Raw genomic sequence first — 25,001 nt, forward strand, 5'->3', positions numbered from 1 at the left:
TGCTTACTTGAGGAAGTCGGGCACGTCCAGCTCGTCGTCGTCGAACTGGACCTGCCGCGGCTGGCGCGGCGCGGCGGGAGCCGGCTGCGCCGGGGCCGCGGACTGCTGGCCCGACTGGTTGTACTGCGAGTATCCCGACTGTCCGGCGCGGGTGCTCGCCGGCTCGTGGTCCTGCTGGCGCGCCGCGGCCGGCGAACCGGCCGTGGGACGACCGGCCGGGGCCGTGGAGCCGACCGGCGAGGCGGTGCGCTCGCGCGAGCCGGACGACGGCGCCGGCAGGGCGGCGGCGCGGGTGTCGGCCTGCGACTGCTGGGCAGCCGGCTCGCGACGGAGCACCGTGCCGTTGTCCCGCTTCTTCGGCATGCCGCCGTCGAAGCCGGCCGCGATCACGGTGACCCGGACCTCGTCGCCGAGCGCGTCGTCGATGACCGCGCCGAAGATGATGTTCGCCTCGGCGTGCGCCGCCTGCGACACCAGGGCCGCGGCCTCGTTGATCTCGAACAGACCGAGGTCGGAGCCGCCGGCGATCGAGAGCAGCACGCCGTGCGCCCCGTCGATGGAGGCCTCGAGCAGCGGGCTGGACACGGCCATCTCGGCAGCGGCGACCGCGCGGTCCTCGCCGCGCGCCGAGCCGATGCCCATCAGGGCCGAGCCGGCGTTGGACATCACGGACTTGACGTCGGCGAAGTCGAGGTTGATCAGGCCGGGGGTGGTGATCAGGTCGGTGATGCCCGAGACGCCCTGCAGCAGCACCTGGTCGGCCTGCTTGAAGGCGTCGAGGATCGACACGTTGCGGTCGCTGATCGACAGCAGCCGGTCGTTCGGGATGACGATGAGGGTGTCGACCTCCTCGCGGAGCTGCGCGATCCCCTCCTCGGCCTGGTTGGCGCGGCGCCGGCCCTCGAACGAGAACGGCCGGGTCACGACGCCGATGGTCAGGGCGCCCAGGGACCGGGCGATGCGCGCGACGACCGGCGCGCCACCGGTGCCGGTGCCACCGCCCTCGCCCGCGGTCACGAAGACCATGTCGGCGCCCTTGAGCACCTCCTCGATCTCCTCGGCGTGGTCGTCGGCGGCCTTGCCACCGACCTCGGGGTTCGCGCCCGCTCCGAGTCCGCGGGTGAGCTCGCGGCCGATGTCGAGCTTGACGTCGGCGTCGCTCATCAGCAGGGCTTGGGCATCGGTGTTGATGGCGATGAACTCGACGCCCTTGAGGCCGACCTCGATCATCCGGTTGACGGCGTTTACTCCACCTCCACCAATACCCACGACCTTGATGACGGCCAGGTAGTTCTGCGGTGCTGCCACGGCAGGTGCCTCTCGCTGCTTGGCTGCCCTGCGGGCCGGACCTCGGTGGAGGTGGTGCAGGGCAGACGGGGTGTATGTCGGTGGGGAAGACACGAGCCTGGCCTAACCGGAACCCTCACCCTAAAGTAGAGGGTTATAGTTATGTCAACCTCGTGCTAGTAGAAGAAGTTAGGCGATCGGCCGGACGCCGTGCCGCAGACACGCGGCGCGCCCCGTGTTTCTCGAACTTTCTCGCACCGCGCGGGCGCGGCGGCACTCCGGTGCCGGAGGAGGCCGGGCTACTTGGTGAGGGTGGGCTGGCCGGGGACGCTGACGTCGTACGTCGTGGCCTTCTGCTCCAGCAGCACGGCCAGCACCCGGGCCTTGGCGGCGGACTCGTCCGCGCTCCCCCACCGGACCGTGCGGCCGTTGCGCAGCCGCAGCGAGATGGTGTCCACGGTCTTCACCTCGACGTAGTCCACCTTGCCGTCGATCGAGCTGGGTAGCGACCCGGCGACGCGGGCGGCCTCGGCGAGCGCGTCGGCGCGCGCCTTGCCGTCGACCCGGATCACCGGGAGGCTGCGTGGCCGGGAGGGGTAGCGGCGGAACATCACGCCGCGGTCGTCGAGGCCGCGCAGCACGTTGCCGCGCTCGACGACGGCCACCGCCTCGCGCTCGGTGACGTCGATGCGCACCGAGCTCGGCCAGGACCGGGACACGTCGACGCTCTTCACCGCGGGCAGCCGCTCGACGCGCGCGCCGATGGCGGCGAGGTCCACGGTGGCCAGCGGCGCCCCGGTGGGTACGGCGGCCGCGCGACGGACCTCGCGCGGGTCGAGCACGCCCGTGCCGGCGACCCGGACCCCCGAGACGGCCAGCACGGAGGAGCCGAACACCAGCCAGAGCGAGAAGGCCACCAGCGTGACCAGCCCGAGGGCCACCACGACGCGGCGCCAGGCCAGCCACCGGCGGGCCCACTGGCGGCGCACGAAGCGCTTGCGGGCGATCCGGACGGTGCGCTCGACGTCCGACCCGTCCGGGTCGACGTCGTGGTGGTCACGGGTGAACAGGCTCATGCCTCACGCTCCGCGAGGAGCTCGAGCACCTCGGGGCCGACCAGCGTCACGTCGCCGGCGCCGAGCGTGAGCACCAGGTCACCGGGCCCGGCCCGCTCGACGAGCGCCGCCGGGGTCGCGGACCAGGACGGCTCGAAGTGCACGTGCTCGGGGTCCAGCGGGACGTGGGAGGCGACGAGCTCGCCGTTGACGCCGGGCTCGGGGTCCTCGCGGGCGACGTACACGTCCATCACCACGACCTCGTCGGCCGCGCCGAGGGCCCGGCCCATCGCGGGGCCGAAGATCTTGGTGCGCGAGACCAGGTGCGGCTGGAAGGCGACCACGACCCGGCCCTCACCGGCCAGCGAGCGGGCGGCCTGCAGGTCGCCGGCGATCTCGTTGGGGTGGTGGGCGTAGCTGTCGTAGACCCGCACGCCGGCGGCCTCGCCCTTGAACTCCATCCGCCGGCGGGTGCCGGTGAACGCCTCCAGGCCGCGGCGCAGCTCGCCGAACCCGAACCCGAGCTGGAGTCCGGCGGCCAGCGCGGCCAGCGCGTCCAGGACGTAGTGCCGGCCGGGGATCTGCAGGGACACCACGCCCAGGCGGCGGCCGTGGTCGACCACGGTGAACCGGGACGTCGCGCCGGCGAACTCCAGCGACTCCGCGCGCAGGTCGGCGCGTTCGGACTCCCCCACGCCGACCACCTTCAGGCCCTTGGCGCGGGCCTGATCGGCGAGGTCGGCGGCCCCGTCGTCGTCGATGCAGACCACCAGGAAGCCGGCGGGGTCGATCCGGTCGAGGAACGTCGTGAAGGCCGCGTGGTAGGCCTCCTCGGTGCCGTAGTTGTCGAGGTGGTCGGCCTCCACGTTGGTCACCAGCGCGCCGTACGGGGAGTAGACGAGGAACGCGCCGTCGCTCTCGTCGGCCTCGGCGACGAAGATCTCGCCGCTGCCGTCGTGGGCGTTCGAGCCGGACTCGTTGAGCTCGCCGCCGATCGCGAACGACGGGTCCGCGGCGCAGTGCTGCAGCGCGACGGTCAGCAGCGAGGTCGTGGTGGTCTTGCCGTGGGTGCCGGCGACCGCGACCACGCGGCGGCCGCGCATCACCGACTCCAGGGCGGCCGACCGCGGCAGCAGCCGCAGGCCGAGCCGCCGGGCCTCGACCACCTCGGGGTTGTCCTCGCGCACGGCGGTGGAGACCACCAACGTGTCGGCGTCCTGCACCTGGGCGGCGTCGTGGCCGACGTAGCAGCGCGCGCCGAGCGCCCGCAGGGCCTCGATCGCCCGGGACTCCTTGGCGTCGCTGCCGCTGACGGTCATGCCGCGGGCCAGCATGATCCGGGCGATGCCGGACAGCCCGGCGCCGCCGATGCCGACGAAGTGCACCCGGCCGAGGCTCTCGGCGGGCAGCAGCTCCTCGGGGACGGGGACCCTCATCCGCGGGCCCCCTGAAGACCGGCGGCGAGCACCATCCGGGCGAGCCGCTCGTCGGCGTCGCGCGGGACCAGCCCGGCGGCCGCGGTGGACATCCTCGCCAGCCGGGCCGGGTCGGTGGCCAGGGCCGGCACGGTGGCGGCCACCCACTCCGGGGTCAGCGCGGCGTCCTGGACGAGCAGCGCACCGCCGGCGTCGACGACCGGGCGGGCGTTCAGGTCCTGCTCGCCGTTGCCGATCGGCAGCGGCACGAACACCGCGGGCAGGCCGACGGCGGCGACCTCGGTGACGGCGTTGGCCCCGCAGCGGCAGAGCACGAGGTCCGCGGCGGCGTAGGCGAGGTCCATGCGGTCGACGTACGGCAGCACGACGTACGGCGGCTCGCCGGCCGCGCGCGACACCAGCGCCTCGCCCTGGGCGCCGACGACGTGCAGCACCTGCACGCCGGCGTCGGCCAGGCTGCGCTCGGCGGCGGACACGGACTGGTTCAGCCGGCGGGCGCCCTGGGAGCCGCCGTAGACCAGCAGCGTCGGCCGGTCGGCATCGAGCCCGAAGGTGCTCAGCGCCTCGTCGCGCAGCGCGGCCCGGTCGAGCGTGGAGATCATCCGGCGGATCGGCAGCCCGACGTACGACGCGTGGCGCAGCGGCGTGTCCGGGAAGCTCGTCGCGACGTGGTCGGTGAACCGGGCGCCGAGCCGGTTGGCGATGCCGGGCAGCGCGTTGCCCTCGTGCACCACGATCGGGACGTGCCGCCGGCGGGCCGCGAGGTAGGCCGGCACCGAGACGTAGCCGCCGAACCCGACGACCACGTCGGGGCGGATCCGGTCGACCACCTCCAGGGCTGCCTTGACCGCGCCGCGCAGCCGGGCAGGGACCCGGGCGAGGTCGGCGCTGGGCCGGCGGGGCAGCGGCACCGGCGGGATCATCTCCAGCCGGTAGCCCGCCTCGGGGACGACCCGGCCCTCGAGACCGCGCGGGGTGCCCAGAGCGGTCACCTCGACGCTGTCGTCGAGGCGGCGCAGGGCATCAGCGGTGGCGAGCAGCGGGGAGGTGTGCCCCGCCGATCCGCCCCCGGCCAGCAGCACCTTCATCGCATGCGCCTCGTGGTGCTGCTGGAGGTGACCCCGGCTGACGACCGGCGGCGGCGCCGGTCGCGCAGGGCGGCCCTGGCCCCCGGCTCGGACCGGGCGAACGAGACGAGCAGGCCGAGCGCCACCAGCGAGGGCAGCAGCGCGGAGCCGCCGTAGGAGACCAGCGGCAGCGGCAGGCCGATGACCGGCAGCAGCGCCAGCACCATGCCGACGTTCATCATCATCTGCCCGGTCAGCCAGACCGTGATGCCGGCCGACATGTAGCGCACGAACGGGTCCCGGGTGCGGGTGGCGACCCGGATGCCGGCGTAGGCGATGGTGAGGAAGAGCGCGAGCACCAGGATCGTGCCGACCAGGCCGAGCTCCTCGCCGAGCACCGCGAAGATGAAGTCGGTGTGCGCCTCGGGCAGCGAGCCCCACTTCTGCTGGCTGGCGCCGATGCCCTTGCCGAACAGCCCGCCGCTGGACATCGCGAACAGGCCGTGGGCGGACTGCCACCCGGCGCCCTGGTAGTCCTTGAACGGGTCGGCGAAGTTGGTCAGCCGGTCCAGCCGCTCCTTGTTGGTGCTGGCGAGGTAGAGCGCGAACACCCCGACCGTGACCATCGAGCCGACGAACAGCCGGGCCGGGGCGCCGACCACCCAGAGCATGCCGAGGATGATCGCCATCAGCACCAGCGCGGTGCCGAGGTCCCCGCCGAGGAGGACCAGGCCGACGACCATCGCCATCACCGGGGCGACCGGGATCAGCGTGTGCCGCCAGTCGTCGAGCAGCCGCTCCTTGCGGGCGTAGACGTCCGCGCACCACAGGATCACCGCGAGCTTGGCGACCTCGGCGGGCTGGACCACCACCGGCCCGAGGGCCAGCCAGTTGCGGTTGCCGTTGACCTCGACGCCGAGCCCGGTCTGGGTGAGCGCGAGCAGCACCACGGCGAGCAGCAGCGCCGGCCAGGCGAGGGCCCGGAGCAGCTTGTGCGGCAGCCGGGTGGCGACGAACGCCACCGGCAGCGCCAGGAACACCCAGGTGAGCTGGCGGAAGAACCAGTAGTAGCTGTTGCCGTGCTTGACGAAGCCGTCGACGCTCGAGGCGCTGAGCACCTCCATCAGGCCGATCGCCAGGAGCAGCGTCGAGGCGGTCAGGAGGAGGTAGTAGGACGTCAGCGGACGGTCCAGGGTGTGCCGGAACGTCGCGAACCAGCTGCCCGAGTGGACCGGTCGTGCGGCCGGAGCGAGCGGCCTGCGCTGCTCCCCTGCCGTGGTGGTCACGCAGAGCCCTCCTGCCCGTGCGGGGTGTCCGCCGGGAAGCCTGGGTGGCTCACCGGCCGCCGAACCGGCGGACCGACTCGGCGAAGGCATCCCCGCGAGCGCCGTAGTTCGCGAACATGTCCATGGAAGCGCATCCGGGTGCGAGCAGCACGGTGTCTCCTGGCTGAGCGAGCTCCGCAGCCGCCCCGACCACGCGGTCCATGACAGAAGTGTCCCCGCCGTCGACTTCGATCACCGGGACATCGGGGGCGTGTCGCGCAAGCGCCTCGGCGATCACCGCCCGGTCACGGCCCAGCAGCACCACGCCGCGCAGCCGGTCGCGGACCCGGGCGACCAGGTCGTCGAACGTGGCGCCCTTGGCCAGCCCGCCGGCGACCCACACGACCCGGTCGTAGGCCTGCAGGGACGAGGCGGCGGCGTGCGGGTTGGTCGCCTTGGAGTCGTCGACGTAGCGCACCCCGGCGACCTCGGCGACCTCGGCGATCCGGTGGCCGTCGGGCGTGAAGGAGCGCAGCCCGTCGCGCACCGCCTCGGGCGGCACGCCCACCGAGCGGGCCAGGGCAGCGGCGGCCAGGGCGTTGGCGACGAAGTGCGGGGCCGGCGAGGCTAGGTCGGCCAGCGTGCAGAGCTCCGCGGCGGCGTGCTCGCGCTCCTCCACGAAGGCCCGGTCGGCCAGCACGTCCTCGACCAGGCCGACCATGCCCGGGGCCGGTGTGCCCAGGGTGAAGCCGACCGCCTGGGCCCCCTCGACGACGTCGGCGTCGCGGACCAGCTGCTCGGTGACCGGGTCCGCCACGTTGTAGACGCAGGCGAGCTGCACCCGTTCGAAGATCCGGCCCTTGTCGGCGGCGTAGTCGGCCATCCCGTCGGGTCCGACGTACCAGTCGAGGTGGTCCTCGGCGACGTTGAGCACGGCGGCGGCGTGCGCGGACATCGTCGAGGTGTAGTGCAGCTGGAAGCTGGACAGCTCGACGGCGTAGACCGCGTAGGGCGCGGGATCCATCACCGCCTCGACGATCGGCAGCCCGACGTTGCCGCACGCCACCGAGGAGAGCCCGGCGGCCTTGAGGATCGCGTCGAGCATCTGGACCGTCGTGGTCTTGCCGTTGGTGCCGGTCACGCACAGCCAGGCACCGGGGTGCTCCGGGTCGCGCAGCCGCCAGGCCAGCTCGACCTCGCCCCACACGGGTACGCCGCGGCGGGCCGCCTCGACGAGCAGCGGGGCCGTCGGCGGCACCCCCGGGGAGGTGACCAGCACGTCGACGCCCTCGGGCAGCCGGGAGGTCTCCCCCGGCCCGATCCGGACCGTCGCGCCGAGGATCTCCAGCAGGTGGGCCTTCTCGCGCTGCGCGTCGGTCGCCGTCTCGGCCAGCACGGTGACCCGGGCGCCGAGGTGGGTGAGGGTGTCGGCGGCCGCGAAGCCGGAGACGCCGATGCCGATCACGACCGCCCGGACACCGTCCCAGGAGGTGTGCCGGCCGAGCTCGTCGAGGGTCATACGCCGGCGACCCACTCCGCGTAGAAGATGCCCAGGCCGGCGGCGACGCAGATGCCGGTGATGATCCAGAACCGGATCACGATGGTGATCTCGGCCCAGCCCTTGAGCTCGAAGTGGTGCTGCAGCGGGGCCATCCGGAAGATCCGCTTGCCGCCGGAGAGCTTGAAGTAGCCGACCTGCAGGATCACCGACATCGTGATGATCACGAACAGGCCGCCGAGGATGGCGAGCAGGAACTCGGTGCGGGTCAGGATCGCGAGCCCCGCGAGGGCACCGCCGAGCGCCAGCGACCCGGTGTCGCCCATGAAGATCTTCGCCGGCGAGGCGTTCCACCACAGGAACCCGAAGCACGCGCCGGTCAGTGCCGCGGCGATCGCCGCGAGGTCGAGGGGGTCGCGCACGTCGTAGCACTTGTTGCCCTGGTTGAGCGCGCACCACTGGTTGTTCTGCCAGATGTTCACCAGCGTGTAGGCGGCGAACACCATGGTGGAGGTGCCGGTGGCGAGCCCGTCGAGGCCGTCGGTGAGGTTCACCGCGTTGCTGGCCCCGGAGATCATCACGAGGATCAGCAGCACGACCACGACGGCGGGCAGCGTGAAGGCGTCGAAGTCCCGGATGAAGGACAGGTGCAGCGAGGCAGGCGTCTGGCCGCGCCCGTCGGGGCGGGTCAGCGCCAGTGCCCCGAAGATCACCGCGACGGTGACCTGGCCGGCCATCTTGGCCTTGCTGCGCAGGCCGAGGCTGCGCTGCATGGCGATCTTGATGTAGTCGTCGAGGAAGCCGACCGTGCCCAGCCCGACGAGCAGGAACAGCAGCAGCAGCGCCGACCAGGACGGCGTGTCCCGGGTGATCAGCTTGGCGCTGAAGTAGGCCAGCACCACCGACAGGATGATCACGAGGCCGCCCATGGTCGGGGTGCCGCGCTTGGTGTGGTGCGTGGTCGGTCCGTCGTCGCGGATCAGCTGGCCGTAGCCCTTGGTGGTCAGCACCCGGATCGCGACCCGGGTCCCGAGCAGGGTGAAGATCAGGGACAGGCCGCCCGCGAGCAGGATTGCCCTCATCGTCTGGTCTCCTCAGTAGGGGCGGGTCGTCCCGCCTCGTCGCCGGTCACGTCCGCCAGCACCGCGTCGGCCACCCGCCGCACCTGCGCCGCCTTGGAGGACTTGAACAGCACCACGTCGCCGCTGGTCAGGTTCTCCCGCAGCCAGCCGAGCGCGGCGTCGGGGTCCGGCACGAACACCGACTCCCCGCCCCACGAGCCCTCGAGGTAGGCCCCCAGGTGGATCGGCTTGGCGCCCTGCCCGACGACCAGCAGCTGGTGGATGTCCAGCCGCACGGCCAGTCTGCCGATCGCGTCGTGCTCCTCGCGGCTGGACGCGCCCAGCTCGAGCATCTCGCCGAGGACGGCCATCGTCCGGGAGCCCGGACGGCCGCGACCGATCGCGGCCAGCGACTTGAGCGCCGCCCGCATCGAGTCGGGGTTGGCGTTGTAGGCGTCGTTGAGCACGGTGACCCCGTCGGCGCGCTCGGTGAGCTCCATCCGGGCGGGCGAGGTGGCGGTGGCGGTGCCGAGCGAGGCCACGATCGAGTCGAGGGGTACGCCGAGGGCCAGCGCCGCCGCGGCGACGGCGGCGGCGTTGGACGCGTGGTGCTCGCCGATCAGGCCGAGCGTCACGCTGCGCCGCTCGTCCCCCACGACCAGGTCGAAGGTGGGTCGGCCGAGCTCGTCGACCGCCAGGTCCTCGAAGCGCACGTCGGCGTCCCGTCCGGAGCCGAAGGAGCTCACCCGGGCCGTCGTGCGGGAGGCCATCGCGGCGACCAGCGGGTCGTCGGCGTTGAGCACCGCGACCCCGCCCCGGTCGGCCGGCGGCAGCGCCTCGACGATCTCGCCCTTGGCGGTCGCGATCGCCTCCTGGGAGCCGAACTCCCCCATGTGCGCCTTGCCGACGTTGAGCACCAGCGAGACCTGCGGCGGCGCGACGGCGCAGGACGCGGTCAGGTCGCCGACGTGCCGGGCCCCCATCTCCAGCACCAGGAACTCGGTGGAGGCGTCGGCGCGCAGCACGGTCAGCGGCAGCCCGAGCTCGTTGTTGAACGAGCCGAACGTCGCGACGGTGGTGCCGGCGTCGGCGAGGACCTGGGCCAGCACGTCCTTGGTGCTGGTCTTGCCCTGCGAGCCGGTGAGCGCGACGACCCTGGCACCGGGCAGCCCGGCCAGCGAGTGCCGTGCCAGCAGCGCCAGCGCGGCCACCGGGTCGTCGACCACGACGCCGGGGAGGCCGGTGTCACGTGAGGACAGCACGGCGGCCGCCCCGCCGTCCAGCGCGGTGCCGGCGTAGTCGTGGCCGTCGACGTGCTCGCCGGCGATCGCGACGAACAGGCCGCCCCGCTCGGCGACCCGGCTGTCCAGGAAGGCGGGACCGTCGACCGTGCGCCCGTCGTCGTGCACGGGCTTGCCGCCGACCACGTCGGCGATCGCGGCCAGCGTCATGGCGATCATCGGGCGATCATCGGGCGACCCGTCCTGTCATCTCCTCGCGCAGCACGACCCGGTCGTCGAACGGGTGCACCGTGCCGGCTACCTCCTGGCCGGTCTCGTGGCCCTTGCCGGCCACCACGACGGTGTCGCCGTCGGCGGCCAGGGACACCGCGAGCGCGATCGCCGCGCGCCGGTCGCCGACCTCGCGCAGCTCGGCGCGCTCCGCGGCGGGGACCGCCTCCGCGCCGGCCAGCACTTCGCCGCGGATCGCGGCCGGGTCCTCGCTGCGCGGGTTGTCGTCGGTCACCACCAGCACGTCGCCGAGCCGGGCCGCGATCTCGCCCATGATCGGCCGCTTGCCGGGGTCCCGGTCGCCGCCGGCGCCGAGCACGACCAGCAGCCGGCCGGTGGTCAGCGCGCGCAGCGCGCGCAGGGCGGCGGTCACCGCGTCGGGCTTGTGGGCGTAGTCCACGACGGCCAGGAACCCCTGGCCGGCGTCCACCTGCTCCAGCCGCCCGGGCACCCCGCCCGAGGCGCCCATCGCGGCGGCGACCGCGGCGGCGTCGAAGCCGGCCTCGCCCAGCGCCGCGATCGCGCACAGCGCGTTGGCCACGTTGAAGTCACCGGTCAGCGGCACCCGTGCGGGGAACGACTCGCCGCTGGGCGCGTGCACGGTGAAGGTCGACCCGGTGGGCTCCAGCACCACGTCGCCGGCCCGCCAGTCGGCCTCCGCGCCGGCCGCGGAGAACGTCCGCACCGGGACCGTGGCCTCGCGGACGAGCCGGCGGCCGTGCTCGTCGTCGACGTTGACCAGGCCCAGCCGGGCGCGCCCGGGCGTGAACAGCGACGCCTTGGCCGCGAAGTACTCCTCGACGTCGGCGTGGAAGTCGAGGTGGTCGCGGCCCAGGTTGGTGAAGCACGCCACGTCGAACACGACGCCGTCCACCCGGCCCATCACCAGCGCGTGGCTGGAGACCTCCATCGCGCAGGCCGCGACGCCGCGCTCGGCCATCACCGCGAACAGCGCGTGCAGGTCGGGCGCCTCCGGCGTGGTCAGGGACGTCTTCACGTCGACGCCCGCGACCCGGGTGCCGACGGTGCCGACGACCGCGGCGGGCACGCCGGCCGCGGACAGCGCCGCCTCGGCGAGCCGGGTGGTGGTGGTCTTGCCCTGGGTGCCGGTCACCGCGACCATGCGCAGCCGCTGGGCGGGCCTGCCGTAGATCCGGGCGGCCAGGTCGCCGACCACCTCGCGGGGCCGCTCCACGACGAGCACCGGCACCGCGGCGTCGGGGCACTGCAGCGCGCCGGCCGGGTCGGTGAGCACGGCGACCGCCCCGTCGCGGACCGCCTGGTCGACGTACGACGCACCGTGCGCGCGGGCACCGGCGGGCGCGACGTACAGGTCGCCGGGGTGCACGCGCAGCGAGCTGATGGTCGCGCCGGTCAGCACCACGCCGAGGTCACCGCGACGGTCCACGAGCAGGTCCCCGAGCCACTCGACGACGTCCTGGAGAGGGGTCTCCACCGGCACGGCGGGACGCAGTGGAACGAGGTCGGGCACGCACGAGAGGGTACCGGTCGCGGTCACCACTCGATGCGGGGCGTGGGGGCGACGCTGCCGGTCGGCGGTACGGCGTACTTCTGCAGGGCGTAGCTCATGATCTTCTTGAACGCCGGTCCGCCGACCGATCCGCCCCCGCCGCCGTTCTTCGGGTCCTGGACCACGACGTAGACCATGAAGCGCGGCTTGTCGGCGGGTGCGAAGCCGGCGAACGACACCGTGAACGTGCCGTCGTAGCACCCGCAGTGCTCGCCCACGCGCTGGGCGGTGCCGGTCTTGCCTGCCACCCGGTAGCCCTCGATGCCGGCGCTGGCGGCCGTGCCCGTCTCCGGGTTGGTGACCGACTCCATCATGCGGGCGGTCAGCCGGGCGGCGCGGGCGCTGATCACCCGGTGCGTGGTGGTGGTGTCCGAGCCGACGACGTCCCCGCCGGAGGTGGTCGCCCGGCCCTTGACCAGGCTGGGCTTCACGTAGACGCCGCCGTTGGCGACGGTGTTCACCGCGGCGGCCATCTGGACGGCGTTCACGGCCAGGCCCTGCCCGAAGGCGATGGTGTCCTGGTTGATCTGCGACCAGTCCTTCCAGCTGTTCAGGACGCCGGCGGTCTCGCCCTGCACGCCGATCCCGGTGCGCGCACCGAGGCCGAACTTGCGCAGGTAGTCGTAGAGCTCCTTGTGCTTGAACTGGCTGGCCGCGAGCACCGTGCCGATGTTGGAGGACTTCGCGATCACGCCGGTCAGCGTCAGGTGCAGCTTGGGGTGCACGAAGTAGTCGTGGATCACCCGGTCGCCACGCGGCAGCATCGACGGGACGGTGATCTTGGTGTTCGGGGTGACCTTGCCGGCGTCGATCAGCGACGAGGCGGTCAGCACCTTCTCGACCGAGCCCGGCTCGTAGACGTCGCGCAGCGCGCGGGAGCCGAGGTTGCCCTTGGAGGACAGGCTCGGCTGGTTGGCGTCGAAGGTCGGGTAGTCGGCGAGCGCGAGCAGCTGCCCGGTGTGGGTGTCCATCACCACCGCCGAGCCCGACGAGCCGCCGGAGCCCTGGACGGCGGAGCGGACGACCCGCTGGGTGTACCACTGCACGTCGCGGTCGATGGTGAGCTGCAGGTCGTGGCCGCTGCGCGGCGGGACCGTGCTGTTGTCGCCGAGCGGGATCCGGTTGCCGCCGCCGGTCTCGTACGACGCGGAGCCGTCCTTGCCCGACAGCATCGTGTCGAACATCAGCTCGGCGCCCTCGCCGGCGTCCCCCTGGTCGTTGGTGAAGCCGACCAGGTTGGCGGCGACGTCGTCGGCCGGGTAGGTCCGGACCGGGTCGCGCCGGGTGTCGATGCCCTTGTAGCCGCGGCGGTCGATCTCGCCGACGACCGACGTGGCCAGCGTGGAGGGCACCCGCCGGGCGACGTACTGGAACTGGGTGTCCGGCTTGCGGAGCCGGCTGAGCATGTCGAAGTAGTCCACGTCGAGGCGCCGGGCCAGGATCGTGGCGATCGCGCTGGCGTTCTTCACGGTCAGCTGCGGGTCGGCGATGATCATCAGCCCGTCGACGGACTCCGCGAGGGCGACGCCGTTGCGGTCGGTGATCGTGCCGCGGGTCGCCGGCAGGGTCACCGTCACGGCGCCCTCGGAGCGGGCCTTCGCGACGTACGCCTGCGCGTCGACGCCCTGGAGCTGGAACAGCCGGGCCGCGAAGACCGAGACGACCATCGCGATCAGCAGGAACCCGATCCTCAGCCGGACCAGCGAGGGACCGCGCAGCGACCTGAGCCGCGGCCGGCTCGTGCGGCGCTGCTGGTTCGTGCCTCGCGGCTGGGGACGTCCCGGACGTGGTCCTCCGGGACGGGGGCGGCTGCCCTGGGTCAACGCTGGCTCCCCTGCTTGCGGGTCCGGTCGTGGGCCTTCTTTGTACCCGTCGCGGCGGTGCCGTCCGCGGAGGCCGCGCCGTCACCGGCGGACGTCTTCGCGGTCGTGTCCGGCTTGACCTCGATGACGATCGGGGTGGGCCGCAGGTTGGCCGGCTTGCGGGTCGGCAGCGGGGTGACCCGCAGCGCGTTCTCGGGGGTCGCCGCGGTGGGCTTGCCGAGCACCTTGCCGTCGGAGAGCCGGATGAAGGCCGGGCTGGTGGCCGGGACCATGCCCATCTTCTGGGCCTTGACCGCGACCCGCTGCGGGTCGCGCAGCGCGTCGAGCTCCATGACCAGCGACTGCTCGCGGGCGTCGAGGGCGGCGGACCGCTCCTCCATGGCCGTCGAGGTGAACGACGCCTGCTGCATGGAGGTGTTGAAGCACAGCAGGCCGGCGACGCCGCCGACCAGCAGCAGGGAGACCAGGACCACGAACGGCACCCGGGCGGCGCTCCGGCCCGGGGCGCGGGGCACGACCGACAGCCGGGCCCGCTCCACGGCCGCCTCGGCGATCCGGGGCACCCGGTTCCGTGCCTGGTTCATCAACGCGCTCATCTCGGCTCCCCATCCCTCGTGCTGCTCTCGACCCGTGTCATGCCACTGCTCCTGCGTGCACCCGCTCGACGGCCCGCAGCCGGACCGACGCGGCGCGCGGGTTGGCCTCGATCTCCGCCGGCGAGGCCTTCTCCGACCCGGACCCCCGCGTCACCAGCCGCAGCGCCGGCTCGTGCCCCTCGGGCACGAACGGCAGGTCCGGCGGCAGGTCGTTGCGCGTCGCCCGCGCGAACACGTGCTTGGTGATCCGGTCCTCGAGCGAGTGGTAGCTCATGACCACCACGCGCCCGCCGACCCCGATGGCGTCCACCGCGGCCGGGATCGCCCGGCGCAGCACGCCGAGCTCGTCGTTGACCTCGATCCGCAGCGCCTGGAAGGTGCGCTTCGCGGGGTGTCCCCCGGTGCGCCGCGCGGGGGCCGGGATCGAGGCGTAGAGCAGCTCGACGAGCCGCCCCGAGGTGGTGAAGGGCTCCTTGGCGCGCTCGCGGACCACGGCCTCGGCGATCCGGCGGGCGAACCGCTCCTCGCCGTAGTGCTTGAGGATCCGGGTGAGTTCCTCGACCGGGTACTCGTTGAGCACGTCCGCGGCGGTGGGTCCCCCGGTGTCGTCCATCCGCATGTCGAGCGGGGCGTCCTGGGAGTAGGCGAAGCCCCGCTCGCGCAGGTCGAGCTGCATGGAGGAGACGCCGAGGTCGAACAGCACGGCGTCGACGGACGGGTGGCCGAGCTCGTCGAGCACGTCGGCGATCTCGTCGTACACCGCGTGCACGAAGGTGACCCGGTCGCCGTACGGCGCCAGGCGCTCGCGGCTGCGGTCCAGGGCGTGCACGTCGCGGTCGATGCCGATCACGTGGGCCTGGGGGCAGCGCTCGAGGACGGCCTCGGTGTGACCGCCGAGGCCGAGCGTGGCGTCGATCATCAGGGTCCGCTCCCGGTCGGGGCGGTCCAGGGAGGGCGCGACCAGAGCGACGACCCGGTCGAGCAGCACCGGGACGTGGCTGGCGTTCGTCATCTCGGAATCGCCTAGCCCGCCACGCGCACGAGGAGCAGCAGCGCCAGGGCGACGGCGGTGGACGCCGCCGCGGAGAAGGCGATCACCACGACGCCGTCGCGGACGTCGTGGCGGACCCTGCGGTCCGCCGCGGTGACCTGCGTGCTCGTCATGGTGTCGACCCAACTGCTCGGATGTGGAGGTGCTGCCTGCCTGTGCCTGCCGGGTTCGCCGGGCCAGGTCCCAGTCCGCCCACTCCTGAGGGAAGTCCCGTTCTGGCACCGGGGAAGGTGCGCCAGACCGGGGGCAGTGGTGAGCGGACGTGAGACCTCGTCCTACGACTCCGGCTGTTCAGTTGTGCTGCTGGGTGGTGCTGGGGGTCAGACCCCCCGGGAAGACCTCTTCGGAGAGGTCCGCGAAGGCCTGCTCCTGCTGGTCGGAGTAGCTCTGCCACGCCTCGGCGTCCCAGATCTCGATCCGGTTCATCGCGCCGATCACGATGCACTCCTTGGTCAGGGACGCGTACTCCCGCAGCATCGGCGGGAGCGTGATGCGGCCCTGCTTGTCCGGCGTCTCGTCCGAGGCGCCGGCGAAGAACATCCGCACGTAGTCCCGAGCCGCCTTGTTGGTCACCGGCGCCTCGCGCAACCGAGCCGTGAGCGTGCCGAACTCCTCCATGGACCACACGTAGAGGCAGCGCTCCTGCCCCCGGGTGACCACGAGTCCTTCCGCCAGCTCGTCCCGGAACTTCGCCGGGAGGAACAGTCGGCCCTTGTCATCGAGGCGGGGTGTGTAGGTGCCGAAGAACATCGGCTCCCCTCCCCATCTCGATGCGAAAGAGCTCCCTCTCCTCCACTGCGCTCCACTCTACTCCACTACACACCACCGTCAACCATTTCCGCCGTGTCCAGGGGCCCTTTCGCACCCTCCGCAGGCGTGCCGCCCGCGCCGCCCGGTCGCTGCGAGGACGCGGCGAACACGGTGCGAACGCGGGCGGGGCGCCGGCGACGTACGCCTGACGGGCGCCGGGGTGGGGCGGAGTGGAGGACCGGGACGCCCCGCGGTGGGGGGAAGTGGAGGGATCCGGGGGGGAGGGGCCACGATTTGGTGGCGAATGCCCGCTTGCCTCGGGCGATGCGGTGACAGCGCTTGAGGGATGAGGTTGACTACACAACACCGAGCAGGAGGACGGCCGGGGGTGGCACCAGACCCGTCCGGCCGTGGACCAGGAAGAGGACACAGTGACCTCAGCCCACGACATGGGGACCCAGCACCGCGAGGACGTCGGCGGCGCCGACCTCGACACGCTGGCCCGCGTCTCCGGCCGCATCCGGGCCAGCATCGAGAAGGTGATCGAGGGCAAGCCCGAGGTCGCCCGGCTGGCCCTCGTGGTGATGCTGTCCGAGGGCCACCTGCTCATCGAGGACGTGCCCGGCGTCGGCAAGACGATGCTCGCCAAGGCGCTGGCCCGCTCCATCGACTGCTCGGTGCGCCGGGTGCAGTTCACCCCCGACCTGCTGCCCTCCGACGTCACCGGCGTCTCGGTGTTCAACCAGGACACCCGCGAGTTCGAGTTCCGGCCCGGCGGCGTGTTCGCCAACATCGTGGTGGGCGACGAGATCAACCGGGCCTCCCCCAAGACCCAGTCCGCGCTGCTCGAGTGCATGGAGGAGCGACAGGTCACGGTGGACGGGACGACGTACTTCCTCGACGCGCCGTTCATGGTGATCGCCACCCAGAACCCCATCGAGATGGAGGGCACCTACACGCTGCCCGAGGCGCAGCGGGACCGGTTCATGGCCCGGGTGTCGATGGGCTACCCCGTCGAGGCCGCCGAGATCGCGATGCTCGACTCGCACACGCGCAGCAACCCGCTCGACGACCTCGAGCCGGTCGCCGACGCCTCGGAGATCCGCAAGCTCATCGACATCGTCGGCCAGGTCTACGTCTCCGAGGCGGTCCAGCGCTACGCCGTGGCGATCGCCACCGCCACCCGCCGGTCGCCCGAGCTGATGCTCGGCGCCTCCCCCCGGGCCACCCTGCACCTGGTCCGCGCCGCCAAGGCCACCGCGGCGATGTCCGGGCGGGACTACGTCATCCCCGACGACGTGAAGGACCTCGCGGTGCAGGTGCTCTCGCACCGGCTGCTGACCACCGTCGAGGCCTCCATGAGCGGCCGCACCCCCGAGGCCGCGCTGCGCCAGATCGTGGCCGGCGTGCCGATGCCCGAGAGCCGCCGCAGCGCCACCTAGGGCGCCGCTCCGAGCAGACGAGACCAGCCATGCGTGAAGCACTGTCGGCCCTCACCACCCGCGGACGGGCGTTCCTCGCCGCCGGCGGCACCGCGTTCCTGTGCGCGCTGTTCCTCGGGCACGACGAGCTGGTCCGGGTCGGCGCGCTGCTGATCGTGCTGCCGCTGGCCACCGCGTGGTTCCTGGGGCGCAGCCGCTACCGGCTCGGCCTGGTCCGCTCCATCGCCCCGGCCCAGGTCGCCGCCGGCCAGCAGGCCCGGGTGCAGCTCGACCTGACCAACGACGGCCGGATGCCGACCGGCCTGCTGCTGCTCGAGGACCAGATCCCCTACGTGCTCGGCACCCGGCCCCGGTTCGTGGTCGACAAGATGGGCCCGAAGTGGAAGCGCAGCGTGGGCTACCTCGTGCGCTCCGACGTCCGCGGCAAGTTCGACGTCGGCCCGATGAAGGTGCGGCTGTCCGACCCGTTCGGCCTCGTCGAGCTCGAGCGCACGTTCCGCACCCGCTCGACGCTGGTGGTCACCCCGCGGGTCGTGCCGCTGCCCGTCGTACCGCTGTCGGGGGTGTGGACCGGGTCCGGGGACAACCGGCCGCGCGCGTTCGCGAGCGGCAGCGCCGAGGACGTGACGGTGCGGGAGTACCACCGTGGCGACGACCTGCGGCGGGTGCACTGGCGCAGCAGCGCGCACGCCGGCGAGCTGATGGTGCGCCGCGAGGAGCAGCCCTGGCAGTCCCGGGCGACGCTCTTCGTCGACAACCGCAAGATCGCGCACCGCGGCACGGGCGCGGCCTCCTCGCTGGAGCAGGCAGTCTCCCTGGCCGCGTCGATCGCCGTGCACCTGGTGCAGCGCGGCTTCAGCGTCCGGCTGGTCACCGCGTCCGGGCCGGACCAGAGCAGCACCTGGCACGAGCACGGCGCCCGGGCGGCCGAGGCCGCTCCCCTGCTCGAGCAGCTGGCGGTGCTCACCGACACCACGCACCCGCACCTCGACCTGCGCTGGCTTCAGGAGGCCGGCCACTCCGGTCTGCTGATCGCGGTGCTCGGGGACGTGGCGGAGCACGACAAGCCGGTGCTGACCCGGATGCGGCACTCCGCCTCCGGGGCGCTGGCGGTCGCGCTCGACGTACCTGCCTGGGAGCGGGGCTCGAGCACCGGGGCGCTCGGCACCGCGCAGGGCACGGCCTGGCTCGGCGCGCACGGCTGGCGGGCCGTCTCGGCCGGGCCCACCGACCCGTTCCCGGCGGTGTGGCAGGAGCTCGGCACGTCCGGGCGCAGCGCCAACGGACGCAACCGGGAGCCGGCGCCCACCGCACCGCTGACCGGGAACGCGTCATGACCCCCCGTCCGGGAGCTGCGTCCGAGCAGCTGGGTGCCGTCGCTGCTGGCCGCGCTGACCACCTTCGTGACGCTGCTCGCGTGGACGAAGTTCGCGGAGAACCCGGCCGGCTTCATGGTGCCGATCCTGGGCGCCTGCCTGATGGTCGCGGTGCTGGGCATGCTGCTGCGGATGCTGCGGCTGCCGGCGTTCGTGGTCGCGCTCGCCCAGCTGGTGCTGGTGCTGCTCTGGCTGAACCACCGGGAGGCCGCGGCGCTGTCGTTCGGCGGCTGGGTGCCCACGCCGTCCTCGGTGCAGGAGCTGTTCGCCGCCTTCGGCGACTCGGTGGTCGCCTCCCAGGCCTACGCCGCCCCGGTCCCCAAGTCGGTGCCGGAGTTCTACCCGCTGATGATCCTGGCCGGCGCGCTGACCGCGGTGCTGGTCGACTTCCTCGCCGTCGGCCTGCGCCGCGCCCCGCTGGCCGGTCTCCCGCTGCTGGCGCTCTACACCGCGCCCGTCAGCGTCCTCGACGGTGGCGTGTCCTGGCTGAAGTTCGCCGCGGCGGCGCTGTGCTTCCTGTTCCTGATCGCCTCGGAGGAGGCCCAGCGGCTCTCCCACTGGGGGCACCAGCTCTCCCCCGGCGGCCGGATCTTCGACACCCAGACCACCACCGTGAGCAGCCAGGCGGTCTGGGCCTCGGCGCGCAAGATCGGGCTGACCGCGACCGGGGTGGCCGTGGTCGTCCCGCTGCTGGTGCCGTCGTTCAGCGCCTCGTTCTTCGGCGGCGGCAACGGGCCGGGCAACGGCGACGGCGACGCGGTGTCGATCTCCAACCCGATGATCGACCTCAAGCGCGACCTCACCCAGGGCCAGGACGTCGAGCTCATCCGGATGACCACGACGGAGAACGACCCGTCCTACCTCCGGATCACCGTGCTGGACTCCTTCGACGGCACCGCCTGGCGCCCCTCGAGCCGCGACATCCCCGTCAAGCAGCGCGCCGACGGCGAGGTGACCCGGCCGCCGGGGCTGGACCTCACGATCCCGTCCCGGAAGGTGAGCGCCACCCTCGAGGCGAGCGCCAACTTCAGGTCACGCTGGCTGCCGACGCCGTACCCGGTCTCCTCGGTGCAGGCGCCGGGCGACTGGCGCTACGACCGCTCGACGCTGGACTTCATCAGCGCCGCCGACAACCAGACGACGGCCAACATCTCCTACCGGCTGACGGCGCTCGACCTGTCGCCGTCCGCGGCGGACCTCGCCGAGTCGACCCCCGCCCCGGCCTCGGTCTACACCCCGAACACCGAGCTGCCCCGCGACCTGCCCGCCTCGGTCAGGAAGCTGGCCCGCACCGTCACGGACGGGGAGGCCACGAAGTTCGAGCAGGCCGTCGCCCTCCAGCAGTTCTTCCGGGTCGACGGCGGCTTCCGCTACTCCCTCAAGCGCGACCGCGGGAACGGCACCGACGACCTGGTGCGGTTCCTCTCGACCGACGGCCGGGTCGGCTACTGCGAGCAGTTCGCCGCGTCGATGGCGCTGATGGGCCGGGCCATCGGGATCCCCTCGCGGGTCGCCGTCGGGTTCCTGCGCCCGGACCGGGTGGCGCCGAACACCTACGTCTACAGCTCGCACGACCTGCACGCGTGGCCGGAGATGTACTTCGGCGGGATCGGCTGGGTGCGCTTCGAGCCCACCCCGCAGGACCGGGCCGCCGGCGTCCCGGCGTACACCACCCAGGAGGTGCCGCGCCCGGCGCCCAGCGAGAGCAGCTCGGCGCCGGCGGTCGCCCCCACCCTGAACCGCATCGACCGGTCCACCGACCCGAACGCCGCCGTGAACGGCAAGAAGTCCTCCTCGCCGCTGACCGACCCGGCCGTGGTGGGCTCCGCCGTGGCCCTGCTCGTGCTGCTGCTGCTGGCGCTGGCCCCGCGCACCACGCGCACGCTGGTACGTCGCCGCCGCTGGACCGCCGCGGGCACCGGTGCCGCGCTCGTCGAGGCCGGGTGGGACGAGGTCCGCGACACGGCCGTGGACCTGGGCGTCGCGTTCGACGACGGGGTCACGCTGCGCACCGCGGCCCGGGACCTGGTGGCCGCGTTCGGACGTCCCGGTGACGAGGACGACGCCCTCGGCCGGTCCACCCACCGCGGCCCGGACGCCGACCCGGAGGCCACCCGCGCCCTGGACCGGCTCGTCGGCCTGCTCGAACGGGCCCGGTACGCCCGCGCCCTGCCGGACGGCGCGGCGACCGAGGAGCAGGTGCGCTCCGACGTGGCGGCCTGCGTCGCCGCCCTGCGCGCGGGTGCCGGCAAGCGGCGGCGGACCCGCGCGACCTGGCTGCCGGGCTCGCTCACCAACCGCCGGGTGTCCCCGCGCGGCAGCACCCGCCGCGGCCCCGTCCTCGAGCCCGGCGTGGACCGCGCCGTCTGACCCGCCGGGCCTCCGTTCACGTCGACCCGGGCCTTAGCTCACGTCGAGCCGGGCAGTAGTCGACCTGGACCCGGGCCTTGGTTCACGTCGACCCGGGCCTTAACTCACGTCGAGCCGGGCAGTTGTCGACCTACCCGGGGCTGACTCACGGGGGACCCGGACTCTTCGCGACGGAACAGTGCGTGTCTACGACACTGAATCTCGGGTCGGCCTTGGCTCAGGCCCGGGTCAACCTCGACTCAGGCCCGGGTCGGCCCTGGTTGAGGCCCGGGTCGGCCTTGGCTCAGGCCCGGGTCGGCCTCGGCTTAGGCCCGGGTCGGCCTTGGTTGAGGCACGGGTGGGCGTCAGGTGGACAGGCGAGGGGTGGCGTGTGACGAGGGAGGCGTGTCCGGCAGGGCATGGTGCGGGTGTGCCCCGGGGAGGGAGAGTGGGTCAGTAGCCGTTCTGGTCGCGGCGGCGGCGCCAGCGCTCCTCGAAGCGCTCCATCATCGAGTGCGACTGCTGCGGGGAGCGGCCCCGTGAGCCGCGGGACTTCTTGCTGCGGCCGCCGTCGATGACGCTGAACGAGGGGTGCGAACCCGGCTCGCCGCGCGGCTGCTCGGCGGCCTGGCCGTGGCCCTTCCAGGAGCTGAGGGCGACGTACGCCGAGCCGAGCATGACCACGAAGCCGATGATCCCGACGATGGTGTTCTGGGTGACCGCACCGGTCATCAGGACGACGAGTCCGACGACGAAGACCAGCCCAGCGAGAAGGGCTCGTCGGCGCGCCGAGGCCCGCAACGTGGTCCCCCGCATGGTCGACGCCAGCTTGGGGTCGTCGGCAACGAGGGCGCGCTCCATCTGCTCGAGCAGACGCAGCTCCTCTTCAGAGAGCGGCACGGTGACCTCCCGCCAGGTGATTGCTGTTTCTCAGTCTAGGCAGGCGTTCCGGCAACCGGTACCCGAGCCCCGAAATCTGCATGGAAAAATCGTCGAAAGACTAGGCAGAGTCGAGGGCGACGAGCTTCTCCCGCAACGTCGTGGTTGCCCGGCGGTGCACCTGGCTGACCCGCGACTCGGTCACCCCGAGGACCTGACCGATCTCGGCCAGCGTGAGGCCCTCGAAGTAGTAGAGCGCGATGATCACCTGGTCGCGCTCGGCGAGCTGGTCGACGACCCGCATCAGCGAGGCGTTCACGTCGCCCTGCTCGACCTGGTGGTCGGCGGCCGAGGAGAGCTCGTCGGCGAGGTCGAAGTCGTCGAGGTTGGCGTGGTTGGAGTTGGCCTGCCGGCTGAGGTCGCGCAGCTGCTGGACCGGGATGCCGACCTCGCGGGCGACCTCGACGTCCTCGGGCACCCGGCCGAGCCGCTCCTCGAGGGAGACCTGGGCGCGCTGGACGGTGCGGAGCTTGTCGCGGACCGAGCGCGGCACGAAGTCCATCGAGCGCATCCCGTCGATGATCGCGCCCCGGATCCGGGGCACCGCGAAGGTCTGGAACGACAGCCCGCGGGCCGGCTCGAACCGCTCGATGGCGTCCATCAGGCCGAGCACGCCGTCCGACACCAGGTCGTCGGGGTCGACCGAGTCGGGCATCCGGGTGCGCAGCCGGCCGGCGACGTACTTCACCAGCGGGGCGTACTGCAGGACCAGCCGGTTGCGCAGGCTGGCTTCGCCGGTGGCCCGGAACTCGTTCCAGATCTGCTCGAGGTCGTCGCTGGGGCTCATGCCATCGCTCCTGAACGTCCGCCGCCGGTGTGCGGGGCGGTGAAGGCCACCAGGGCGCTGACCGGGTTGTCGCGGTAGCGCGCGATCAGCTCGGAGGTGGCCTCGTCGAGCCGCTCGTGCAGGGCACGCCGGTAGTCGGTGAGCTGCTCCTCGGCCTGCCGCAACCGGGCGATCGCCGCGGAGACCGCGGCAGTGTCGTTGGGGTCGAGCTCGGTGACCCACATGTCGGCGAGGATCGGCAGCTCGGGCAGGTCGTCGGCGGCCCGCACGCTGACCAGCGCGGTGCGGGTGCGCCCGGTGCCGGTGTCCCCCAGGACCCGGATCAGCTCGTCGAGCCGCAGCGGCCGCTCGTGGTGGGCCTCGGCCTCGAGCACGTCGATGCGGGCGTGCACCAGACGACGCCAGTAGGAGACCTTCTCCTCCTCCTCCGCCACCCGGCGTCGGTAGAGGCGCAGGTCCTCGAGCGTCAGCTCCGCCCAGGCGTCGGGACCAGGAGTGGCGTCGGCCAGTGCCAGACCACCCTCGTCTTCTCCTAGCGGGCTCATGCTCTCCGAGTCTTTCGTCGCACCTCGTCGCGTCGGCGGTCGCCGATCTCCTCCAAGAGATTCTCACAATCCGCGGCTCCGGCGTCCGCCGTTGGGGCGATTGACCCCCTCCCCGGGCCCACGCCAGCCGGAATCAACCGAAACGGGCCCTTCAAATAGTCCGTTCGGACTATCAAGTCTGGTCCTCTCGGGCGCCGAGACTCTCTCTGAATGCACCGCCCGAACTGCCGCTCCCTGGGAGACCGGCAAGCGAGCGGAGCAGGACAACACATCCGTGGGATCCGGGAAAGCCCCCCTTCCCCCCGCGGCGCCGGATCATCAGCCCCCCGATGCATCTGGCCACAGGCGGCCCCCGGTCCTTCGGACCCGGGGCCGCTGTCACGTCCGGCCCCGGTCCGGCTCCGGGCCGGCCGCTGTCGGGACGACCTAGGCCCGGTCGCTGCCGAGCAGGGTGGCCGGCCGCAACGCCGCCGCCCCGAACCTCCTGGTGGCGCGGTCCACGGCGCCGTCGGCCTCGGGCCAGCCGCGCTCCCGCTCCCCGAGCACCAGCTGGCGCTGCACCGTGGACCGGGGCACCAAGCCCTCGACCCGCACCCCCACCAGCCGGATCCGGGCGCGCTGCAGCCCGAGGCCGGTGAACAGGTCGGTCGCGGTGCGGTAGATCTCCCGCGTCACGTCCGTCGCCTCCCCCAGCGTCTTGGACCGGGTGAGGGTGGTGAAGTCGGCGAACCGCACCTTCACGGTGACCGTGCGGCCGGCCACCTGGGCCGCCCGCATCCGGGTGGCGACCTTCGCGGAGAGCCGGAGCAGCTCGCGCAGCACCACCTCCCGGTCGTCGGTGTCCCGCCCGAAGGTCTCGTCGGCGCCCATGCTCTTGTCCGGCTCGTCGCCGCCCCGCCGCGCGGTGACCACCCGCCGGTCCTCGCCCCAGGCCAGCTGGTGCAGGGAGGTGGCCAGGTGCACCCCGACCGCCCGCTGCAACGTGGTCAGCGGGGTGTGCGCGATGTCGCCGACCGTGCGCAGGCCGAGCCGGTGCAGCAGGTCACTGGTCTTCTCCCCCACGCCCCACAGCTCACCGACGTCGAGCGGGTGCAGGAAGGTGGTCACCGCCGCGGGCGGCACGACCACGATCCCGTCGGGCTTGGCGCGCCGGGAGGCGAGCTTGGCGACCGCGACGGTGGCCGCCATCCCGACCGAGCAGGTGATGCCCTGCTCGTCGTAGATCCGGGCCCGCAGCAGCGAGGCGATGGCGTACGGTGACCCGAGCCGGCGCACGGAGCCGGACACGTCGAGGAACGCCTCGTCCAGCGAGACCACCTCGACCAGCGGGGTGACCTGCCGGAAGGTCTCCATCACCGAGCGGGACACCACGTCGAAGGTCTCGAAGCTCGGCGAGAGGACCACGGCGTTCGGGCAGAGCCGCCGGGCCCGGGTCATCGGCATCGCGGACCGGACGCCGTAGGTGCGGGCCCGGTAGTTGGCCGAGAGCACCACCCCGCGGTGCCCGCCGCCCACCACGACCGGGACGTCCTGGAGGTCGGGGCGGTCCCGGACGGCGACGGAGGCGTAGAACGCGTCCATGTCGACGTGCAGGACCGGGCACTCCCAGGACGCCTCCTCCGGGGTCACCGG

General features: G+C 73.0%; 21 protein-coding genes. 3 read left to right on the forward strand and 18 right to left on the reverse strand.

Annotated elements, in window-relative coordinates; all coding sequences use genetic code 11:
- Nucleotides 1-3: 3 nt before the first annotated feature.
- The 14 genes from ftsZ to mraZ all read right to left on the reverse strand — a co-directional run bounded on the left by ftsZ (nt 4) and on the right by mraZ (nt 15,931).
- Nucleotides 4-1,308 carry a cell division protein FtsZ gene (gene ftsZ / locus KRR39_RS11770; RefSeq protein ID WP_216942202.1) on the reverse strand — a complete coding sequence of 435 codons (1,305 nt, stop codon included), beginning with the start codon at nt 1,306-1,308 and terminating at the stop codon, nt 4-6.
- Nucleotides 1,309-1,586: 278 nt separating this feature from the next.
- A complete protein-coding gene (locus KRR39_RS11775; RefSeq protein ID WP_216942203.1) occupies nt 1,587-2,363 on the reverse strand; it encodes a cell division protein FtsQ/DivIB in 777 nt (258 codons plus the stop codon).
- Nucleotides 2,360-3,778: a UDP-N-acetylmuramate--L-alanine ligase gene (gene murC, locus KRR39_RS11780; RefSeq protein WP_216942204.1), complete on the reverse strand. Its 1,419-nt coding sequence runs from the start codon at nt 3,776-3,778 to the stop codon at nt 2,360-2,362. The genes KRR39_RS11775 and murC overlap by 4 nt, the downstream gene beginning before the upstream one ends.
- Nucleotides 3,775-4,866 (reverse strand): undecaprenyldiphospho-muramoylpentapeptide beta-N-acetylglucosaminyltransferase, encoded by a 1,092-nt coding sequence (gene murG, locus KRR39_RS11785; RefSeq protein WP_216942205.1) that lies wholly within the window; start codon nt 4,864-4,866, stop codon nt 3,775-3,777. Before murG ends, murC begins: the two co-directional genes overlap by 4 nt.
- On the reverse strand, nt 4,863-6,131 hold the full coding sequence (ftsW, locus tag KRR39_RS11790; RefSeq protein ID WP_254185680.1) for a putative lipid II flippase FtsW: 1,269 nt from the start codon (nt 6,129-6,131) through the stop codon (nt 4,863-4,865). Before ftsW ends, murG begins: the two co-directional genes overlap by 4 nt.
- 49 nt (nt 6,132-6,180) lie before the next feature.
- A complete protein-coding gene (gene murD / locus KRR39_RS11795) occupies nt 6,181-7,629 on the reverse strand; it encodes a UDP-N-acetylmuramoyl-L-alanine--D-glutamate ligase (protein WP_216942209.1) in 1,449 nt (482 codons plus the stop codon).
- Nucleotides 7,626-8,690, reverse strand: a complete 1,065-nt coding sequence (gene mraY, locus KRR39_RS11800; RefSeq protein ID WP_216942211.1) for a phospho-N-acetylmuramoyl-pentapeptide-transferase — start codon at nt 8,688-8,690, stop codon at nt 7,626-7,628. The genes murD and mraY overlap by 4 nt, the downstream gene beginning before the upstream one ends.
- On the reverse strand, nt 8,687-10,129 hold the full coding sequence (locus KRR39_RS11805) for a UDP-N-acetylmuramoyl-tripeptide--D-alanyl-D-alanine ligase (RefSeq protein WP_216942213.1): 1,443 nt from the start codon (nt 10,127-10,129) through the stop codon (nt 8,687-8,689). Before KRR39_RS11805 ends, mraY begins: the two co-directional genes overlap by 4 nt.
- A gap of 7 nt (nt 10,130-10,136) precedes the next feature.
- The gene (locus KRR39_RS11810) at nt 10,137-11,672 is read right to left on the reverse strand and encodes a UDP-N-acetylmuramoyl-L-alanyl-D-glutamate--2,6-diaminopimelate ligase (protein ID WP_254185681.1); all 1,536 of its coding nucleotides are present in this window, start codon (nt 11,670-11,672) and stop codon (nt 10,137-10,139) included.
- 23 nt (nt 11,673-11,695) lie between these two features.
- Nucleotides 11,696-13,534: a peptidoglycan D,D-transpeptidase FtsI family protein gene (locus tag KRR39_RS11815; RefSeq protein WP_254185682.1), complete on the reverse strand. Its 1,839-nt coding sequence runs from the start codon at nt 13,532-13,534 to the stop codon at nt 11,696-11,698.
- Nucleotides 13,531-14,130, reverse strand: coding sequence for a cell division protein FtsL (gene ftsL / locus KRR39_RS11820; protein ID WP_216942215.1), 600 nt, complete (start codon nt 14,128-14,130; stop codon nt 13,531-13,533). Before ftsL ends, KRR39_RS11815 begins: the two co-directional genes overlap by 4 nt.
- A 37-nt stretch (nt 14,131-14,167) precedes the next feature.
- Nucleotides 14,168-15,142: a 16S rRNA (cytosine(1402)-N(4))-methyltransferase RsmH gene (rsmH, locus tag KRR39_RS11825; RefSeq protein ID WP_216942217.1), complete on the reverse strand. Its 975-nt coding sequence runs from the start codon at nt 15,140-15,142 to the stop codon at nt 14,168-14,170.
- A gap of 11 nt (nt 15,143-15,153) precedes the next feature.
- The gene (locus KRR39_RS11830; protein WP_216942219.1) at nt 15,154-15,294 is read right to left on the reverse strand and encodes a hypothetical protein; all 141 of its coding nucleotides are present in this window, start codon (nt 15,292-15,294) and stop codon (nt 15,154-15,156) included.
- Between the two features lie 178 nt (nt 15,295-15,472).
- Nucleotides 15,473-15,931 carry a division/cell wall cluster transcriptional repressor MraZ gene (mraZ, locus tag KRR39_RS11835; RefSeq protein ID WP_216942220.1) on the reverse strand — a complete coding sequence of 153 codons (459 nt, stop codon included), beginning with the start codon at nt 15,929-15,931 and terminating at the stop codon, nt 15,473-15,475.
- Between the two features lie 449 nt (nt 15,932-16,380).
- Here mraZ and KRR39_RS11840 point away from each other — a divergent pair, with 449 nt between their 5' ends.
- The 3 genes from KRR39_RS11840 to KRR39_RS11850 are packed head-to-tail and all read left to right on the forward strand — an operon-like array spanning nt 16,381 to nt 21,119.
- On the forward strand, nt 16,381-17,373 hold the full coding sequence (locus tag KRR39_RS11840) for an AAA family ATPase (protein ID WP_216942558.1): 993 nt from the start codon (nt 16,381-16,383) through the stop codon (nt 17,371-17,373).
- Between the two features lie 29 nt (nt 17,374-17,402).
- Nucleotides 17,403-18,710, forward strand: coding sequence for a DUF58 domain-containing protein (locus tag KRR39_RS11845; protein WP_216942222.1), 1,308 nt, complete (start codon nt 17,403-17,405; stop codon nt 18,708-18,710).
- A 33-nt stretch (nt 18,711-18,743) separates the two neighbouring features.
- Nucleotides 18,744-21,119, forward strand: coding sequence for a transglutaminase TgpA family protein (locus KRR39_RS11850; RefSeq protein WP_216942224.1), 2,376 nt, complete (start codon nt 18,744-18,746; stop codon nt 21,117-21,119).
- A gap of 432 nt (nt 21,120-21,551) precedes the next feature.
- On the opposite strand, the gene KRR39_RS11855 is transcribed toward KRR39_RS11850, so the two are convergent.
- The 4 genes from KRR39_RS11855 to dinB form a co-directional block, all read right to left on the reverse strand.
- On the reverse strand, nt 21,552-21,998 hold the full coding sequence (locus tag KRR39_RS11855) for an SCO2097 family morphological protein (RefSeq protein WP_216942226.1): 447 nt from the start codon (nt 21,996-21,998) through the stop codon (nt 21,552-21,554).
- 100 nt (nt 21,999-22,098) lie between these two features.
- Nucleotides 22,099-22,824 carry a FliA/WhiG family RNA polymerase sigma factor gene (locus KRR39_RS11860; protein WP_216942228.1) on the reverse strand — a complete coding sequence of 242 codons (726 nt, stop codon included), beginning with the start codon at nt 22,822-22,824 and terminating at the stop codon, nt 22,099-22,101.
- The gene (locus tag KRR39_RS11865) at nt 22,821-23,369 is read right to left on the reverse strand and encodes an RsiG family protein (protein WP_254185683.1); all 549 of its coding nucleotides are present in this window, start codon (nt 23,367-23,369) and stop codon (nt 22,821-22,823) included. Before KRR39_RS11865 ends, KRR39_RS11860 begins: the two co-directional genes overlap by 4 nt.
- A 426-nt stretch (nt 23,370-23,795) precedes the next feature.
- The gene (dinB, locus tag KRR39_RS11870; protein WP_254185078.1) at nt 23,796-24,998 is read right to left on the reverse strand and encodes a DNA polymerase IV; all 1,203 of its coding nucleotides are present in this window, start codon (nt 24,996-24,998) and stop codon (nt 23,796-23,798) included.
- Nucleotides 24,999-25,001: the final 3 nt, after the last annotated feature.

It is taken from the genome of Nocardioides panacis (assembly GCF_019039255.1).
Classification (GTDB): Bacteria; Actinomycetota; Actinomycetes; order Propionibacteriales; family Nocardioidaceae; genus Nocardioides_B; species Nocardioides_B panacis.

Bases quoted from the DNA above. Each gene is read 5' to 3' on its own strand.
- KRR39_RS11775 (WP_216942203.1), bottom strand. From the start codon at position 2,363: ATGAGCCTGTTCACCCGTGACCACCACGACGTCGACCCGGACGGGTCG.
- murC (WP_216942204.1), bottom strand. From the start codon at position 3,778: ATGAGGGTCCCCGTCCCCGAGGAGCTGCTGCCCGCCGAGAGCCTCGGC.
- murG (WP_216942205.1), bottom strand. From the start codon at position 4,866: ATGAAGGTGCTGCTGGCCGGGGGCGGATCGGCGGGGCACACCTCCCCG.
- murD (WP_216942209.1), bottom strand. From the start codon at position 7,629: ATGACCCTCGACGAGCTCGGCCGGCACACCTCCTGGGACGGTGTCCGG.
- mraY (WP_216942211.1), bottom strand. From the start codon at position 8,690: ATGAGGGCAATCCTGCTCGCGGGCGGCCTGTCCCTGATCTTCACCCTG.
- KRR39_RS11805 (WP_216942213.1), bottom strand. From the start codon at position 10,129: ATGATCGCCATGACGCTGGCCGCGATCGCCGACGTGGTCGGCGGCAAG.
- ftsL (WP_216942215.1), bottom strand. From the start codon at position 14,130: ATGAGCGCGTTGATGAACCAGGCACGGAACCGGGTGCCCCGGATCGCC.
- rsmH (WP_216942217.1), bottom strand. From the start codon at position 15,142: ATGACGAACGCCAGCCACGTCCCGGTGCTGCTCGACCGGGTCGTCGCT.
- KRR39_RS11830 (WP_216942219.1), bottom strand. From the start codon at position 15,294: ATGACGAGCACGCAGGTCACCGCGGCGGACCGCAGGGTCCGCCACGAC.
- mraZ (WP_216942220.1), bottom strand. From the start codon at position 15,931: ATGTTCTTCGGCACCTACACACCCCGCCTCGATGACAAGGGCCGACTG.
- KRR39_RS11840 (WP_216942558.1), top strand. From the start codon at position 16,381: ATGGGGACCCAGCACCGCGAGGACGTCGGCGGCGCCGACCTCGACACG.
- KRR39_RS11845 (WP_216942222.1), top strand. From the start codon at position 17,403: ATGCGTGAAGCACTGTCGGCCCTCACCACCCGCGGACGGGCGTTCCTC.
- KRR39_RS11860 (WP_216942228.1), bottom strand. From the start codon at position 22,824: ATGAGCCCCAGCGACGACCTCGAGCAGATCTGGAACGAGTTCCGGGCC.
- KRR39_RS11865 (WP_254185683.1), bottom strand. From the start codon at position 23,369: ATGAGCCCGCTAGGAGAAGACGAGGGTGGTCTGGCACTGGCCGACGCC.